Source organism: Frigoribacterium sp. AC512 (genome assembly GCF_979258295.1).
Map to the genome: position 1 here is coordinate 124,640 of NZ_OZ409850.1, position 15,438 is coordinate 140,077.

General features: G+C 72.8%; 15 protein-coding genes. 6 read left to right on the top strand and 9 right to left on the bottom strand.

What is annotated here, in order from left to right; genetic code table 11:
- Window positions 1-173 precede the first annotated feature (173 nt).
- From ACZZ97_RS00525 to ACZZ97_RS00535, 3 genes are all read right to left on the bottom strand, one after another.
- Entirely contained in the window at window positions 174-1,253 is a 1,080-nt protein-coding gene (locus ACZZ97_RS00525) for a hypothetical protein (protein WP_463471890.1), read from the bottom strand.
- Window positions 1,254-1,558: 305 nt separating this feature from the next.
- Complete coding sequence (locus ACZZ97_RS00530) at window positions 1,559-3,154, bottom strand: hypothetical protein (protein ID WP_463471891.1); 1,596 nt, start codon at window positions 3,152-3,154, stop codon at window positions 1,559-1,561.
- A gap of 266 nt (window positions 3,155-3,420) precedes the next feature.
- Window positions 3,421-3,573 carry a hypothetical protein gene (locus ACZZ97_RS00535; protein ID WP_314103110.1) on the bottom strand — a complete coding sequence of 51 codons (153 nt, stop codon included), beginning with the start codon at window positions 3,571-3,573 and terminating at the stop codon, window positions 3,421-3,423.
- Window positions 3,574-3,678: 105 nt separating this feature from the next.
- Here ACZZ97_RS00535 and ACZZ97_RS00540 point away from each other — a divergent pair, with 105 nt between their 5' ends.
- Complete coding sequence (locus ACZZ97_RS00540; protein WP_463471892.1) at window positions 3,679-4,380, top strand: DUF4232 domain-containing protein; 702 nt, start codon at window positions 3,679-3,681, stop codon at window positions 4,378-4,380.
- A 109-nt stretch (window positions 4,381-4,489) separates the two neighbouring features.
- Here ACZZ97_RS00540 and ACZZ97_RS00545 read toward each other — a convergent pair whose 3' ends face one another.
- Both ACZZ97_RS00545 and ACZZ97_RS00550 read right to left on the bottom strand, forming a co-directional pair.
- Complete coding sequence (locus tag ACZZ97_RS00545) at window positions 4,490-5,533, bottom strand: NAD(P)-dependent alcohol dehydrogenase (RefSeq protein ID WP_463471893.1); 1,044 nt, start codon at window positions 5,531-5,533, stop codon at window positions 4,490-4,492.
- A gap of 177 nt (window positions 5,534-5,710) precedes the next feature.
- Window positions 5,711-6,208, bottom strand: a complete 498-nt coding sequence (locus ACZZ97_RS00550; RefSeq protein ID WP_314103101.1) for a MaoC family dehydratase — start codon at window positions 6,206-6,208, stop codon at window positions 5,711-5,713.
- A 235-nt stretch (window positions 6,209-6,443) separates the two neighbouring features.
- Here ACZZ97_RS00550 and ACZZ97_RS00555 point away from each other — a divergent pair, with 235 nt between their 5' ends.
- The 4 genes from ACZZ97_RS00555 to ACZZ97_RS00570 all read left to right on the top strand — a co-directional run bounded on the left by ACZZ97_RS00555 (window position 6,444) and on the right by ACZZ97_RS00570 (window position 10,024).
- Entirely contained in the window at window positions 6,444-7,502 is a 1,059-nt protein-coding gene (locus tag ACZZ97_RS00555) for an ABC transporter ATP-binding protein (protein ID WP_463471894.1), read from the top strand.
- The gene (locus ACZZ97_RS00560) at window positions 7,499-8,152 is read left to right on the top strand and encodes an ABC transporter permease (protein WP_314103096.1); all 654 of its coding nucleotides are present in this window, start codon (window positions 7,499-7,501) and stop codon (window positions 8,150-8,152) included. The genes ACZZ97_RS00555 and ACZZ97_RS00560 overlap by 4 nt, the downstream gene beginning before the upstream one ends.
- On the top strand, window positions 8,149-8,976 hold the full coding sequence (locus ACZZ97_RS00565) for an ABC transporter permease (protein ID WP_463471895.1): 828 nt from the start codon (window positions 8,149-8,151) through the stop codon (window positions 8,974-8,976). The genes ACZZ97_RS00560 and ACZZ97_RS00565 overlap by 4 nt, the downstream gene beginning before the upstream one ends.
- 127 nt (window positions 8,977-9,103) lie before the next feature.
- Window positions 9,104-10,024: an ABC transporter substrate-binding protein gene (locus tag ACZZ97_RS00570; RefSeq protein WP_463471896.1), complete on the top strand. Its 921-nt coding sequence runs from the start codon at window positions 9,104-9,106 to the stop codon at window positions 10,022-10,024.
- A 363-nt stretch (window positions 10,025-10,387) separates the two neighbouring features.
- Here the strand turns inward: ACZZ97_RS00570 and ACZZ97_RS00575 are convergent, their stop codons facing one another.
- The 3 genes from ACZZ97_RS00575 to ACZZ97_RS00585 form a co-directional block, all read right to left on the bottom strand.
- Window positions 10,388-11,095: a hypothetical protein gene (locus ACZZ97_RS00575; protein ID WP_463471897.1), complete on the bottom strand. Its 708-nt coding sequence runs from the start codon at window positions 11,093-11,095 to the stop codon at window positions 10,388-10,390.
- 153 nt (window positions 11,096-11,248) lie between these two features.
- The gene (locus ACZZ97_RS00580; protein ID WP_463471898.1) at window positions 11,249-12,691 is read right to left on the bottom strand and encodes an alpha-amylase family glycosyl hydrolase; all 1,443 of its coding nucleotides are present in this window, start codon (window positions 12,689-12,691) and stop codon (window positions 11,249-11,251) included.
- An 82-nt stretch (window positions 12,692-12,773) separates the two neighbouring features.
- Window positions 12,774-13,961: a glycosyl hydrolase family 18 protein gene (locus ACZZ97_RS00585; protein ID WP_463471899.1), complete on the bottom strand. Its 1,188-nt coding sequence runs from the start codon at window positions 13,959-13,961 to the stop codon at window positions 12,774-12,776.
- A gap of 139 nt (window positions 13,962-14,100) precedes the next feature.
- Here ACZZ97_RS00585 and ACZZ97_RS00590 point away from each other — a divergent pair, with 139 nt between their 5' ends.
- Window positions 14,101-14,811, top strand: a complete 711-nt coding sequence (locus ACZZ97_RS00590) for a hypothetical protein (protein WP_463471900.1) — start codon at window positions 14,101-14,103, stop codon at window positions 14,809-14,811.
- Window positions 14,812-14,941: 130 nt separating this feature from the next.
- Here the strand turns inward: ACZZ97_RS00590 and ACZZ97_RS00595 are convergent, their stop codons facing one another.
- Entirely contained in the window at window positions 14,942-15,394 is a 453-nt protein-coding gene (locus ACZZ97_RS00595; protein ID WP_463471901.1) for a VOC family protein, read from the bottom strand.
- Between the last annotated feature and the right edge of the window lie 44 nt (window positions 15,395-15,438).

The window sequence follows — 15,438 nt, forward strand, 5'->3', positions numbered from 1 at the left end:
GGGCGGCCGGGTGGCGCCTCCTGGGGGATCATGCTCCGGCACCCTCGGAAACCGCGCAGACCCCGTGCGCGCACGAGGGTCTGAGCGGGTCCCGCGGGTGCGGAGGCGCGGACGACGCACCGCGTGCGGTGCGGCGCGGACGCGGGGCCCCGGCACGTGCCGCAGGAGGCGCGCTAGCGGTCGAAGAGACCGCCGAGGTCACCCAGCCCGGGGATCTGGAAGCCCTCGCCGAGACCGCCGACCTGCTCGCCGAGGCCGGTGAGGTACTCCTCGCCGCCCTGTGCGATGCCGTCGACGCCCTCGGTCAGGCCGCCGAGGCCCTCGGAGAGCCCGGCGATGCCCTCGAGTCCGAAGTTCTCGGCCAGGCCGCCGAAGTCGACGCCGTTCGCGAGCGCCCCCGAGAGGAGCGGGCCCGCGACGCTGCTGACGGCGGCGCCGCCGGCGACCGCCAGGGCCAGCCCGCCGAGTGCAGCGACTCCTGCGCCGGCCGCTGCCCCCGCGGCGAACTTCCCTGCGCCGGAGCCCTGACGGGCGCCGGAGCCGGCGCCGCCCGAGCCCTGGCCGGGACGGCCGTGGCCGCCGAAGACGCGCTGCATGAGGCCGGGGTGCACGGTCTCGCCGCGGGTGGCGGCCCGTGCGAGGTCGTCGGTGCTGCCGCTGCGGGGCTGCTCGTGGGCGGGCAGCTCCTCCGTGAGGCGGGCCTGGACGAGCTCGCGCTGCTGCGGGGTCAGGCGGGCGAACGCGTCGCGGTGCACCTGCTCGAGCTGCTCGGGCTCGGCCGTGCGGAGGAGGTAGTCGTACTTGCCGAGGGCGACGCGGTCGGCCTCGGTCGCGCGGGGAGCGCCGGACGCGCTGTGCTGCTGGGCCGGGCGTTGCTGCTCGCCCTGCTGACGCCCGTCGTGGCCGCCCTGCTGGCGCGGGTCGTAGCCGCCCGGCTGGCTCTGCCGTTGCTGGCCCTGCTGGCCGTAGCCCTGCCGGCCCTGCTGGTCGTAGCCCTGCCCCTGCTGCTGGCCGTAGCCGGCCTGCCCTTGCTGCGGGCCACCTCCTCGCTGGTCGCCCTGCTGCTGCTGCTGGCTGCCGTCGCCGGTGAGCTTGTCGGCCGCCGTGCGGACGAGGTCGCGCCAGTCGGTGCCCGAGCCGGAGCCGGACCCGGCGCCCGGTCGCGGCGGCTGGCCGTTGCGGGAGGACGAGGAGGAGTTCGAGTCACCGAGCGCTTTCGCGGCGGCGCCCAGGAGGCGCTTGAAGTCGGGCATGACCACATCGTGCTGGCCCACGATGTGCAGACCCCCGGGAGGACCTGCGGAAGTCATCCGAACTGCCTCGTCTGCTCGCCCGCCTCCTCGGCTCGCGTGCTCGCGCCCTCGCGTGCTCGCGTGCTCGCGCCCTCGCGTGCTCGCGCCCTCTGCCACAGGTGACTTGCCGTTTCGCGGTGCTCTGGAGGCGGTGAGGCCCCGCGAAGTGGCAACTCGCGGTGTGAGGACGACCGCGACGACGCCCGCCCCGGGCGGCGACCACGGAAGTCCGTGGTGCCGCCCGGGGCGGGCGAGGTGGTGCGGTGCTACTCGGCCGAGTCGACCGTCAGCGCGCGGCGGCGACGGGCGGCGACGAGCAGCCCTCCGCCGACGAGCAGCAGCAGCGCGGCGCCGACGACGCCCTGCGACGCCTCGGAACCGGTGTAGGCGAGACCGGCCGGACGCGCCACGGGCGCGGCCGGGGTCACGACGGGCGGCGCCACGGCGGCGGCGACGAGCGAGAAGGTGACGGTGTTCGAGACGTTCGACACGGCCCCTGCCTCGTTCACGGAGCCGTCGGCGTTCAGCTCGGCCGCGATGGCCTGGGTGACGTACTCACCGGGGAGCAGCGAGACGGAGACCGTCCAGTTGCCCTCCGCGTCGACCAGGATCGGGTCGGCGAGGTCGGTGATGTAGAAGCGGCCGGCGGCGGGGGCCTCGGTGACGGTCCCGTCGAGGAAGGACGAGTCGGCGACGGTCACGATGATGCCCGTGCCGACGGGGCCGGTGCCCGAGATCGTGACGGTGCCGCCCGTGACGACCTGCCCCTCCGTGGGGCTGGTGATCACCGGGGTGGGCGTGAGCAGGACGACCTCGTCCACGACCGCGACGGTCACGGCGAGGAGGACGCCGGAGCGGACGCCCTCAAGTGAGATCGTGTAGTCGTCGGCGACGATGCCTGCCTCGAGGACGACGGTGTCGGTGTAGCCGCCCAGGTCGTCGTCCGCGTAGTAGTTGAGCTCGCGGTCGACCAGCTGGATCGCGGTGCCGTCGGCCTGGAAGACCGTGGTGCGGACCTCCTCGCCGGGGCTGAAGCCGGCGGCCGTGATGGCGAAGCCGGTCGAGGTGGCCTCGTCGACCGTCAACTGGCGGGGGGCTGCCACCACGACGGGCGTGATCGCGGGCACGGGCGCCGTGGCGAACGTGAAGGCCACGCCCAGCGAGCCGACCTGGGCGGCCGGGCCTGACTGGGTGACGTTCGCACCCGTGCCGAGCGAGCCCGGCGCGAGGTCGAGGAACGTCGTCGGGATCGAGTAGTTGCCGGCGAGGTCGGCGATGCCGGTGCCGGCGGTGGAGTTGCCGAGGTTCTTGTTGCTGTACGTCACCGTGACCGTGCTGCCGGGCTGCGCCGTTCCGGTGAAGACGGGCGTGGTCGTGTCGACGACCGTGCCCGTGCCGGGGTAGGTCACGGTGAAGGGGAATGCCGGGTTCGGCGCGACGGCAAGCTCGAAGGTGTAGGCCAGCGGGGTCACCTCGGGGTCGGCGAGGCCCGACTGCGCATCCGCGCCCGCGACGGTCGCCACGACAGTCGTCTCACCCGGGGGCAGCTGTCCGAAGTTGGCGTTCACGAAGAACGAGCCGTCGTCGTTGTGCGTCGTGCCGCTGAACAGGGCCTGAGCGGGGGTGGCGGTGCCGATGTCGTAGGTGAGCACGAGGTCGTCGGTGGTCGGCAGGCCGGTGCCCGTGATCGGCACGACCTGAGGCAGGCCGGCCGAGTTGTCGTAGGTGGAGCCGGGCGCCGGCGACGTGATCGTCACAGGAGCGGCCGCGGAGGCGGGCCCTGCGGCGAGCAGGACACCTCCGAGGGCGAGTGCGAGGGCCGTCGGCGCAGCGACGAGGCCCCTTCTGGCTGATGAGCGCAAGGGCGTTCTTTCTCTCGAGGTGGATACGTGCGTCATTGCAGTTCCGTCGCGGCCCAGCACCCCGAGGGAGGAGGGGCGAGCCCCTGCCCGGAACATAACAGAACCTCAAGGATGCGGTAAGAGGGTCCTGTGAGTCTGATCGCGGCACCGCGAGCCGCATCCCGATGACGCTCGCGGGGGCTGCGAGCGCGCGTGACTCCCCGGACGCGTCGTCTCGATCGGGCGCGAGGCGCGAGGCGAGCGAGGCGCGAGGCGCGGGAGGCGGGCTAGAGCACGTCGGCGACGAGCTCGAACACACGGTCGGGCGCCTCGAGGTGCATGTCGTGGTGCACGCCGGGCAGGCAGTCGAGAGCGTCGAAGACGGAGCCGTCGGCCAGCCACGACCCGACGACGACCGGCCACGGCACGGTGGTGCGCACGGCACGTCCCCACGCTGGCTCCGCCGCGTGCGTTCCTCGGCCAGAGGGATGGACGATCTCCCTGAACGAAGTGCACGCTCCCTGCAGACAGTGCACGATCGGTACATGAACCGTTCCGTGAAGATCATCGTCCCCCTCGTGCTGGCCTCGTCGCTCGGCCTGCTCGTCGCGGGCTGCACCTCGGGCGACCCGGACGTGTCGTCGACCGGCGCCTCCTCGTCCGCCTCGCCGTCGGCTCCCGACCCGGTCGCCTCCGACAGCCCCGCCGCGACCGACCCCGCCGAGCCGAGCGCGACCCCGGGTCCCGACGGCGCCTCGGGAGGCGGCGGCGACCTCGGCGACGGTGCCTCGAGCGACGCGTCGGCCCGCTGCACGGTCGACGAGCTCGGCATCGAGATCGCCGACGGAGGCGGTCAGGGAGGCGGCGGCGCGGCGGGCAGCTACGGCGTCGCGTTCATCTTCACGAACACCGGCGATCGCACCTGCACGCTGCAGGGCTGGCCGGGCGTCTCGTTCGTCGGCGGCGGGAACGGCACCCAGGTCGGCGCCTCCGCCACCCTCGACCGCGGCACTCCGCACGACACCCAGGACCTGGCGCCGGGAGGGGAAACCCAGGCCCTCGTCAAGATCACGCAGGCCGGGAACTACGACCCGGCCGAGTGCCAGCCCACCGCGACCGACGGGTTCCGCATCTACCCGCCCGGATCGGTCCGGTCGATCTTCGTCGGCGCGTCGGGCTCGAGCTACGAGGCGTGCGCGAACGCGGCCGTGCAGCAGCTCTCGACGAGCGCGCTCGCCGCGTTCTAGCCCTCAGGGCGATCGATGCGACGCGTCGCGGGGGTCCGAGCCGGCCGGACCCCCGCGACGCGTCACCCGGACGGACAGAGGCCCTGCCCGCCCGGGCCCGGCGGACGCGCTACGGGACGATGACCGCGCGGCCGCGCACCGTGCCCGCGGCGAGGGCCTCGTACGCCGCCGGGCCGTCGTCGAGCGAGTAGCGCTGCGTCTCGACCGAGACGCGGCCCGACCGGGCGAGGTCGAGCACCTCGATCAGCTCGGAGCGGCTGCCCCAGTACGGCACCCGGACGGCGGCGTCGTAGGCGATCGAGCCGAAGCCGACCTCTGCGGTGCCGCCGCCGATGCCGACGAGGGTGACGTCCGCCTCCGAGGCGGCGACCGACGTGGCGAGGGCCACCGTGGGAGGCGCCCCCACGAAGTCGAACACGGCGTTCGCGCCCAGCCCGCCCGTGAGCTCGCGGATGCCGTCGGCCGCGTGCTCGTCGCTGATCAGCACGTGGTCGGCACCGACGTGGGTGGCGAGCTCGAGCTTGTCGTCGCTGACGTCGAGGGCGATGATCTGCGCGCCCGACAGTGCCTTGAGGATCTGGATGCCGACGTGCCCGAGGCCGCCGGTGCCGATCACGACCGCGAAGGTGCCCGCCCCGAGCTTCGGCAGGGAGGTCTTGATCGCGTGGTACGGAGTGAGCCCGGCGTCCGTCAGCGACACGTTCTGGACGGGGTCGAGGTCGCCGAGCGGCACCAGGTGCCGGGGGTCGTCCACGACCATGTACTCGGCCATCGAGCCGGGGGCGCCGAGGCCGGGAGGCTTGATGCCCTCGGCGGCCGCGTTGACGCAGTAGTTCTCCTTGCCCTGCGAGCAGGGGCGGCAGCGGCCGCAGCCCCACGGGCCGTAGACGGCGACGGCGTCGCCGACCTGCAGGTGCTCGACCCCCTCGCCGAGCTCGTCCACTACGCCCGCGCCCTCGTGGCCGAGCGTGAGCGGGAGGGGGTAGCCGCCCGCCGTGTAGTCCTCCTCGCTGAGGCCCATGACGAACTCGTCGCTGTGGCAGACCCCGGCGGCGGTGATCTTGAGCAGCACCTGCCCGGGGCCGGGCGACGGCTTCTCGATCTCGACGACCTCGGGGTGCTGACCGATCTTCGTGTACTGGAGTGCCTTCATGGCCAGAGGCTACGCCGCGCGCGTCACCCGTGCCCGACACCTGTCGGCTTGCCGGCCTGCTGGTCGGCCCGTCCGCGTGTCCGAGCGCCGCGAGTGGTCAGAAGACGTCCTCCACGGGCTCGGGCAGGACATCTCCTGACCACTCGGCGCCGGCACGCGGACGGCTGGCTGGTCGGCTCAGGCGAGGGCGGGCAGCTCGCGCAGGACGAGGTTCATCATCACCTGCGACATGACGACCTCGTCGCGCTGGTTCAGCACCTCGATGCGGGTGCGCACGAGGCCGCGGTCGGGCTTCGAGGCCGAGACGCGCGACGAGAGCACGGTGAACCGCGCCCTGAGGGAGTCGCCCGGCCGCACCGGCAGCAGCCAGCGCAGCTCGTCGACCCCGGGCGAGGCGACGCTCGCGCGCTGGTTCAGGAACCCGCCCACCATCAGCCGCATCATCAGAGCCGTCGTGTGCCAGCCGCTGGCGATGAGGCCGCCGAACGGGCTCCTCCTCGCCGCCTCGGGGTCGACGTGCATGTCGTGGGGGTCGAACGAGGAGGCGAACGCCACGATCTCGGACTCGGTCACCTCGAGCGGGCCGTGCGTCTCGACGAGCCCGGCCACGTAGTCGTCGAAGGTGCGGTCGGGCAGGGCGCGCGCGGGGAGGGGGACGGTGGTGCGATCGGTCATGTTCCGATCCTCCGCCACTCACGACGTCCCGTCGGACACCTCTGGGGTGACGCGCGTGACAAGACCCGCTCCTGCAACTTCCCCCGAGTCGCAGGGAACGCAAGCCCCCAAGATCACGATCAGGCCTCGATCGCCGCGCACCGACCAGGAATCGGCGACAATGGACGATGTATGGCTGTTCTACCGGTCATGTCGAACACCCGGCCACCACGGTTCCGACAGGCAAGGAGAACAGATGATCACGTTCGAGGGCGTCAGCAAGGTCTATCCCGACGGCACGGTCGCCGTCGAGCAGCTCGACATGGAACTGCCGACCGGCGAGCTCACCGTCCTGGTCGGCCCCTCCGGCTGTGGCAAGACCACCTCGCTGCGCATGATCAACCGCATGGTCACCCCGTCGACCGGCCGCGTGCTGATCGACGGCGTCGACGTCGCCGGCCAGGACGAGGCGCTGCTGCGCCGCGGCATCGGCTACGTCATCCAGGCCGCCGGCCTGTTCCCGCACCGCACGATCGTCGAGAACATCATGACGGTGCCCGCCCTCGTCGGCACGAGCAAGAAGGCGGCCCGCGCCACCGCGGTCGAGCTCATGGAGCGGGTCGGGCTCACCTCGGCGATGGCCGACCGCTACCCGGTGCAGCTCTCGGGCGGCCAGCAGCAGCGCGTCGGCGTCGCCCGCGCGCTGGCCGCCGACCCGCCGGTGATGATCATGGACGAGCCGTTCAGCGCCGTCGACCCGATCGTCCGCGAGGGCCTGCAGGCCGAGTTCCTCCGCCTGCAGCGCGACCTCGGCAAGACCATCGCGATGGTCACCCACGACATCGACGAGGCGATCAAGCTCGGCGACAACGTCGCCGTGTTCCAGGAGGGCGGCCGCCTGGCCCAGTTCGCCACCCCGCGCGAGCTGCTCGCGAACCCGGCCGACGACTTCGTCGCGGGCTTCGTCGGACGCGACCGCGGCTTCCGCAGCCTCTCGTTCGACTCGGCCGCGAGCCTCGACGTCGCGCCCCTGTCCGAGGTGACGACCGGTCCCGAGCAGCTCGTGCTCGACCAGGCCGGCCGGCCGCTCGGCTGGACGGGCGCCGGTCTCGGGTCGACCGCCTCCCCGACGCCCACCGGAGGCGCGTTCCAGAGCACGGACTCGCTGCGCCTCGTGACCGACCTCGCGATCACGTCGCCGGTCGGCGTCGTCGTCCGTGTCGACGAGGACGGGGTGGCCGACGGCGTGATCCGCCACACCAGCCTCATGCAGCAGCTGGAAGCCCGCCGTCGACGGGAGGTCGACCCGGCGTGATCCAGTACCTGCAGAACAACGTCGCGGTCATCCAGGCCGCCCTCTCGCAGCACGTGTTCCTGGCGCTGGTCCCCGTGCTGATCGGCATCGTCGTGTCGCTGCCGATCGGCTACCTCGCGGTCCGCTTCGGGTTCCTCTACCACCCGCTGCTCAACCTCAGCGGCATCCTCTACGCGGTGCCGTCGATCGCGTTGATCGTGCTCGTGCCGACCATCGTCGGCATCCGGATTCTGTCTCCGCTGAACATCATCATCGCCCTCAGCGTCTACACGATCGCCCTGCTCGTGCGGGTCGTCGCCGACGGGCTGAAGTCGGTCGACCCTCTCGTGACCGAGGCCGCCTCCGCGATGGGCTACCGCCGCCTCCGGCGCCTGGTCTCGGTCGAGCTGCCGATCGCGCTGCCGGTCATGCTCGCGGGGCTCCGCGTCGCGACGGTCGCGAACGTCAGCCTCGTCAGCGTCGGCGCCCTGATCGGCGTCGGCGGCCTCGGAGCCCTCTTCACCCGCGGGCAGCAGCTGAACTACACCCCGCCGATCGTCGTCGGCATCGTCCTCTCGGTGCTGCTCGCGGCCGTGTGCGACGGGATCATCGTGCTGATCCAGCGGCGCGTGACGCCCTGGACGCGTGCGGCAGGGAGGATCGCCGCATGAGCGACGGACTGCTCGGCTACCTGCTCGACCCCGCCAACTGGCAGGGAGGCGGCGTGCGTGCCTCGATCCCCGAACTGGTGCTCACCCACCTCTGGTACACGGTGCAGGCGCTCGTCGTCGCGGCCGTGATCGCGCTTCCCCTCGGCCTCTACATCGGCCACACCGGCAAGGGCTCGTTCATCGCCATCAACGCGGCGAACGCCGGGCGCTCGTTGCCGACGCTGGGGCTCATCATCCTGCTCGTCGTGGTCATGGGCCTCGGCTTCGGCCCCGTGCTGATCGCCCTGGTCATCCTGGCGATCCCGCCGATCCTCACCACGACGTACGCGGGCATCCGCGCGGTCGACCCGGCGGCGATCGACGCGGCCCGGGGCATGGGGATGCGGCCCCTGCAGGTCCTGTTCAAGGTCGAGGTGCCCATCGCGCTGCCGCTGATCTCGTCGGGTCTCCGCAACGCGCTGCTGCAGCTCGTCGCCACCTCGACGGTCGCCGCCTACGTCGGCATCGGCGGCCTCGGCCGGCTGCTGATCGACGGGCTGTCGCTCAACGACTACGGCCGCGTCGTCGCCGGCGCCGTCGTCGTCGCCGCGCTCGCCATCGTGCTCGACCTGCTCGCCGCGGGCACGCAGCGGCTCGTCGTGTCGCCCGGCCTGACCGGGCGCATCCCGAAGCGTCGGCTGCGGCGCACCGCCCCTGCCGCTCCTGCACCGGCACTCGCTCCGGCCGACGGGGTCGCGGCGACGACCTCGGTGCCCGGACCCTCGACGTCCACGACCTCGACGCCCGAGCCCGCCGCCTCGGCCCGCGACCGCGCGTCCTCCTGACCCGGCGCGCGCCTCCCGACCCGCGCCTCCTCGACCCGGCCGGCACCTGCCGGTCTTCCCCCTTCACCCACACCCCCGCACCCGAACGAATCGTCGTCAGGTGCACGAGAGCAAAGGCTCACACCCCATGAAGAAGACCCTCCTCGGCGCCATCGGCGTCATCGGCGTCGGCGTCCTCGCGCTGTCCGCCTGCTCCGACCCCACCGCCAGCACAGGCGGCGGCTCGTCGTCCGACAGCGACACGATCGCCGTCGGCTCGGCGAACTTCCCCGAGAGCGAGCTGCTCGGCGAGATCTACGCCCAGGCGCTCGAGGCCAAGGACGTCAAGGTCAGCCGCACCTTCAACATCGGCTCCCGCGAGGTCTACCTCAAGGCGCTCGAGGACGGCTCGATCGACCTGCTGCCCGAGTACAACGGCGCCCTGCTCGCCGCGCTGGCGACCGACGGCGTCGACGAGAGCATCACCACGCCCGACGCCGTCTACGACGCGATGGTCGACGTGCTGCCCGACGGCATCGGCGCGCTCGAGCAGTCCGACGCCGAGGACAAGGACACCCTCGCGGTGACCCGTGCCACGGCCGACCAGTACGGCCTCGAGTCCATCGAGGACCTCGCCCCCGTCGCCGCCGACATGCGCCTCGCGGCCGCGCCCGAGTTCGCGGAGCGCCAGCAGGGCGTCGTCGGCCTCGAGTCGCTCTACGGCCTCACCTTCAAGGAGTTCGTGCCCCTCGACGCCGGCGGACCGCTGACGCTCGCCGCGCTCGAGAACGGCGACGTCGAGGTCGCGAACCTCTTCTCGACCGACTCGGCCATCACGACGAACGACCTCGTCACCCTCGAGGACACGAAGAACCTGTTCCTCTCGGAGAACATCGTGCCGATCATCCGCGAGGACAAGTCGAGCGACACCGTCGAGGAGGCGCTCAACGCCGTCTCGGCCGCCCTCACCACCGAGAACCTCACGGAGTACCTCGCCATGGTGCAGGTCGACAAGAAGGACTCGGCGAGCGTCGCCACCGCGTTCCTCACGGAGTACGACCTGCTCTAGGTCTCCCGTACTGCAGGTCTCGCTCGCGGACCGACGAAGAAGGTCCTCCCCGGTCTCGGGGAGGACCTTCTTCGTCGTCTCGCCCCCCTTGAGTCCCCGGTCGTGTGTCTCCTCCTTCAGGAACATCGGTCCTGAGTCGTGCATCGGGGGGAGCGAGAGTCCTGAGTCGTGCACCGTTCAGGAGGTGCGGCCCGAGTTCTCCTGAATGTCACGGCGCCGAGGAGGTGCGGGCCGGGCAACGCGGGAAGCCCCGTCCCGCAGGCTGCGGGACGGGGCTTCACCGGGAACGTCGGCGGGTGCCGACGGGGGACGCCAGCCGGGGAGAACCGCTCTGTGAGCGCTCCCCGGTGAACAGTACGGGGACTACTCGGTGGCGACGGTGATCTTCGCGACGCCGACGAGCATCTCGTCCTGGACGGCGTCGGTGTTGAAGGTCTGGTTCAGCAGGCCGGCGGCGTCGGGGCTGATGTGGACGGTGGTGCCCTCGAGGACGGCGTTGCTGCCCTCCATCTGGAGGGGCTTGAGCGAGCCGCCGTAGAGGTTGAAGAGGTAGGCGTCCTCGGCGGCGACAGCACCGTTGGCGGTGACGGTGCCGTAGAGCTTGCTCTCGCCCGGGTCGATGCGGAAGTCGGTGAGCTCGACGACGGTGCCGTCGGCGGCGGTCAGCGACAGGCCGGAGCCGTCGTGGTCGATCTCGCCCTGGACGTAGGGGCGCACGTCGGAGGAGGGGTCGTAGTAGTCGACGTTGCCGCCGGTGATGGGGAAGGAGAAGGTGCCGGTGGTGGCGTCGAAGCCGGCGGTGCCGACGACTCCGGGGGTGAGGCCGAGGCTGGTGAGTGCCTCGACGAAGGACGCGTCGACGGCGACCTGGGTGTCGACGCCCTTGCTGAGGTCGGGGAGCGACGCGACGGGCTCGGTGCTGGCGGCCGACGAGGACGACGACGGGGCAGCGGAGGACGACGAGCCGGAGCCGGCGTCGGTCGAGGAGCAGGCCGCGAGGCTGAAGATGAGGGCGCCGGAGGCGACGATGCCGAAGGCGGACTTGGTGATGGTCTTGCGCGAGATGTTCATGGGTTTCTCCTTGTCTGTGGTTCCCGGTGGGGAGTTGACAGGGGTTCGCCACCCTCACGCAGATGGATGGGTTCGCATCGACTTCGTTATCGCGCCGTTACCTTCCAGGCCCGCCCGCCCGCCCTGCTGCTCGCCCCCCGAGCGTCGATCCGTCTAGCCGCGGGGAGCGACGACGGCCCAGCCGTGCGCGCCGACCACCAGCACGTCGCCGTCGAGGCCTGCGTCGCGTCCCGCGACCCAGCCGTCGGCGGCGGGTGCGGGGTCCGCGACGCGCAGGGGCTCGTCGCCGAGGTTCAGCGCGACGACGAGGACCTCGTCGGCACCGGCACCGCGCACCTCGAGCACGAGCGTCTCGTTCGTCACCGAGACCGCGCGCGTGCGCGCCCCGTGCAGCCACGGGTGACGACGACGGACGCCGACCATCTCCTGGTGCAGGGCCAGGACGGCCGGGTCGGCGCCGGCCACGAGGGACACGGCGTCGGCACCGGCGTCCGCACCGGCACCGGCACCGGCGTCGGTGCCGACGCCGTCGTCGCCCGACCAGCGGGGGAACGCGGGACGGATCGCGTCGTCGCCGCCGACCCGCTCCTCCTTGACGGCCCGCAGCCCGAGCTCGTCGCCGTAGTAGACGGACGGCACGCCGCCCAGGGTGAACAGCAGCACGACGGCGTGCGCGTGGTGCCGCTCGTCGTCGATCTGGCTGGCGATGCGGGTGACGTCGTGGTTGCCGACGAACGTCAGGGGCGCGAACTCGTCGAGGAACTCGTCGTGCCGCGTGAGCGCCCAGGCGAGCTCGTGGAGGTTGACGTCCTGGATGCCGTGCCAGGTGCCCTGCCAGAGCTCGTACTGGGTGACGCTGTCGAGGCCTCCGTCGCGGACGGCCGCCGCGTAGTCGCCGTGCAGCACCTCGCCGACCACCCAGACGTCGGGGTGGCTCTCTCGCAGCGGACGCAGCACCTCTGCCCAGAACGACGACGGCACCGAGTAGGCGGCGTCGAGGCGCCAGGCGTCGGCGCCGCGCTCGGCCCAGTGCACGAGCACCTCGGAGACGACGCGGACCACCTCGGGGGACGAGTGGTCGAGCGCGATCAGCCCGCCGTGGCCCTCGAAGGTCGCCAGGTCGCCGTGCTCGTCGCGACGGAACAGGGCGGCGGCCGGCGAGGACGAGTCGGCCCGCGCCTCCTGCAGGGCCGGGAACTCGGGGCCGACGTGGTTGAAGACGCCGTCGAGCATCACCCGAACGCCCTTGGCGTGGGCGGCCTCGATCAGCGTGACGAGGTCGTCGTCGGTGCCGAGCCGCGGGTCGACGCGGAACCAGTCGATCGTGTCGTAGCCGTGGGTCGACGACGCGAAGACGGGGCCGAGCGCGAGCCCGTTCGCGCCGAGCGCGAGCAGGTGGTCGAGCCACGGCACGAGGTCGAGGAGGCGCGGCTGCGGCGAGCGGTCCGCCCCGGTCGTGTCGGCCCCGCCGAACCCGAGCGGGTAGACGTGCCACCAGATGACGTGCTCGGTCCAGGCGCGCTCGGGGGCGGTCGGGGTGCGAGCGTCGGCGCGGGGACTGGTGCTGCCGGGGGTGACCGGGGTGCTGTGCTGCATGCGGGCCACGGTAGCGGCGGGTGCGCGGGCCGGTCCGCGCGCACGTCGTCAGGTGCGCTGCGCGGCTGCGGGCGAGCGCGCCTCAGCCCGCGTCGACCTCGACCGGGTCGCTGAGGTCGAGCGACCAGACGGCGACGCCGGCGAGGCCGAGCCCGCGGGCGAGCTGGACGCGCGTGTCGAGCGAGCGCGAGTCCGACCACCAGAGCACGGCGCCGTCGGCGAGGGTCGCGGTCTGCTCCGCGGCCGTGGAGTCCCAGCGGGCGCTGCCGCCAGCGTCCCCGACGCGGTCGCGCGCCTCCTCGTCGGACACCTGCCCGGCGGGCTCGTCGCCGCCCCAGCGGTAGCCGTATCCCGCGACGCCGAGCACGACCTGGTCGGTCGGCGCGAGCGCGGTGAGGGCGGCGAGCGAGTCGATCGTCCAGTCGAGGGAGCCGACGGGGCCCGGGTCGTCGGGTTCCCACGGGCCGTGCTGGTCGTAGGCCATGAGGGTGAGGTGGTCGAGCGACGCCGCCAGCGCCGGCACGTCGTAGCCGAGGTCGCCGTAGCCCTCGACCGTCGTCGAGGCCTGCAGCGCGACGTCCAGCCGCACGTCGGGGCCGACGGTTGTCCGTAGCTCCGAGGCGAAGGCGGTCAGCCCGGCGGAGTCGCCGGCCGTGAGCCCCTCGAGGTCGACCATGAGCGAGTCCCAGCCGCCCGTCGACACGCGTGAGGCCAGGTCGGCCGCGACCGCGGACCGGTTCGCCGGGCTCGACAGCAGAGCGCTCGCGACCGGCTCGCTGAAGTCGCCGATCCGGTCGTCCCAGTTGCTCACGAGCAGCTGCGCCTGCAGTCCCCTGGCGTGGGCCGCGTCCCGCTGGGCCTCGGCGTCGAGCGACGGACTGCTCACGCTGGCCCCGTCGGCGGCCACGAGCACACCGTCGACCCCGACCACGTCGAGGGAGGCGGCGCTCGCGTCGACCAGGTCGGGATCGGAGCCCTCGAGCACGAAGCCCGTGACGTCGAGGGCAGGGACCGTGGCGGCGTCGGCGGGGAGGGCGTCTGCGTCTGCGTCTGCGGCTGCGGCGTCCCGCTCCGCGGCGTCGTCGAGCGTCGCCCCGGATGCGGATGCGGATGCGGATGCGGAGGCGTCCGGCGACGAGGCGGGGGTGGTCGAGGTGCACCCGCTCAGCACCAGGGCCAGCACGGCCAGGGCCGCGACGGGAGCGACGGCCACGACGGGACGCGACCCGCCCGCGCGGACGGAGCGGGAGCGGCCGGACGTCGGTGTCATGGACGGATCGTACGACGACTCGCGACCGATGCGGACTCCCGCTGCAGGATGACGCGCCGACGCCCCCGGCGGCCTAGCGTGGGCAGCACGACCTCGGGACACCCGCGCCGGGGCGAGCACAGTCCGGGGGGACGCTCACATGAGGACCACACGCTCGTTCACCACGGTCACGACGCTGGGCGCCGTCGCGGCTCTCGCCTTCTCGCTCGCCGGGTGCGCGAGCGGGGCAGACGACGCAGGAGGCGCCTCCTCGGAGACGCCCCGGCCGACGGCCACCGACACGGCGGCGTCCCCGAGCGCCTCGCCGTCCACGACCGCTCCGGCGCCCTCGCCGGGACCCGCCGTCGCCTCGATCCCGACGGACTGCACCGACATCGTCGACGCGGCGACTTACGCCTCGACGATGGGGGACACGCCCCTGAACGACCCGGAGTTCTTCGCCGAGGTGCGGATGGGGCGGATCGAGCCGATCACGCCTCCCGCCGGCGCCGACCCGTACACGATCGTCGAGTCGGCAGCTCAGCTGCGCTGTGGCTGGCGCGACATCCGTGCCGACATCACGGGCCTGTTCGTCGACGTCGCCACCGTCGACGAGGCGACTGCCGCCTCCTACCCGGCGTGGTTGTCCGACCCGACGGTCGACGAGGAAAGGCGAGTCGCGGGTGCCGTGTCCGACTGCACGGACCGGCTCGGCGGCACCATCTGCCAGTACACCCGCGTCGAGGAGCAGTACGGGACCGACTTCACGCAGACCGTGCTCGTCCGCGACGACGTCGTCGTCACCGTGCGCCAGTCGAACTTCCCCACGGACGACCTGCTCGGCGCGATCGTCACCCGCATCTGGGGCTGACGCCAGGCCTCGCGCTCGTGCTCGCGCGCTGCGGGATCGGTCAAGTCGCCCCGAAGTGCTGCCCTCGCGGGCCTGGAGCCGCACTTCGGGGCAACTCGACGCGTTCGGGCGGGGATCGTGCGGCCGGGGGTCAGACGCGGCCGCCAGGGCGAGCGGCGGCGAGCTCGAGGTTGACGTCGTCGGGGTCCTGCAGCGAGAGGACCACGAGGCCGAACGCGGGCAGGTCCGTGACCTCGCCGTGCTCGATCCCGGCTGCCTCGAGTCGCTGGGCCGCGGCGTGCAGCTCGTCGACGGAGCCGACCCGAAGGCTCAGGTGGTCGAGCCCCACCCGGTCGGGGTCGAAGCGGTCGCCGGCCGGGGCGACCGGGCGCAGCCCGAGCGTCTGGCCGCCGAAGGTGAACGAGCAGCCGCCGTAGGTGCGCTGCGGGTCGTCGTGGATCGTCGGGTCGTCGATCTGGTCGCTGAAGTCGCTGCCCGGCGGCATGCCGAACAGCTGCTCGTAGAAGGCCTTGCTGCGGCGGATGTCCGTGACCGTGAGGCGCACGTGCGAGAAGCCGAGGGGCGTGACGATGGCGTCGTTCATGGGGCCATCATCGGCCTCGAGGCCGGTCGTGGCCCGCTCGCGAC